This window comes from Paracoccus onchidii, assembly GCF_028294535.1.
GTDB lineage: Bacteria > Pseudomonadota > Alphaproteobacteria > Rhodobacterales > Rhodobacteraceae > Paracoccus > Paracoccus onchidii.
This window is the reverse complement of the sequence record NZ_JAQBIE010000075.1, coordinates 1-816: the sequence shown is the minus strand read 5'-3', so window position 1 is coordinate 816 and position 816 is coordinate 1. Positions and strand designations below refer to the sequence as shown.

1 protein-coding gene is annotated in these 816 nt (G+C 57.6%); it reads left to right on the top strand.

Going from position 1 to position 816, the window contains the following annotated elements; genetic code table 11:
- Positions 1 to 79 precede the first annotated feature (79 nt).
- Complete coding sequence (locus PAF17_RS20105; RefSeq protein ID WP_271890828.1) at positions 80 to 763, top strand: IS6 family transposase; 684 nt, start codon at positions 80 to 82, stop codon at positions 761 to 763.
- The last annotated feature ends 53 nt before the right edge of the window (positions 764 to 816 follow it).

Sequence of the window (816 nt, the reverse complement as noted above, 5' to 3'; positions counted from 1 at the left end):
GGTTTTGTCGCAAACTTTCGACTTTCTGGGCGCGCATGATATGTCAGCGTTGTCAGGGAGTTGGAAAAAGGCGGTTGGCGTGATCGAGTTCAAGGGCGTACATTATCCGAAGTCCGTGATCCTGCACGCGGTTTTCTTCTACCTCCGCTACGCCGTCTCATACCGTGACTTGGAGGAGATCATGGCCGAGCGCGGGGTGAAGGTCGACCATGCCACGCTGAACCGGTGGGTGGTAAAGTTCGCGCCGCTGATCGCTGTCCAAGCGCAAGCGAGAAAGCGTTCGACCGCCACATCCTGGCGGATGGACGAGACTTATATCAAGGTAAAGGGTCGCTGGACCTACCTTTACCGCGCTGTGGACCGCGACGGCCAAACCCTTGATTTCATGCTATCCGAGCGCCGCTACCTGGCAGCAGCCCGGCGATTTTTCAAACGCGCGATTGCGGCGAACGGCGTGCCAGAGCGGGTCGTCATCGACAAAAGCGGCGCCAACCTGGCGGGCCTGCAGTCGATGAACACGATCCTGAAATTCACGGGCCGCGGTCGCATGATCGAGATCCGGGAGGTCAAATATCTGAACAATATCCTTGAGCAGGACCACCGCTTCATCAAGCGGATCACGCGCCCAATGATGGGCTTCAAGGCCTTCCATTCAGCCGCAGCCACAATCGCAGGGATCGAGACCGCTCACATGATCCGCAAAGGGCAGATCGCAGTAAACGGCGCAACCGCATGCCAGATCTTCGCGGAGCTCGCAGGATGATTCTGTCCGAAGATCAGCCTATGCCGAAACTCGGAAAAGTTTGCGACAGAACC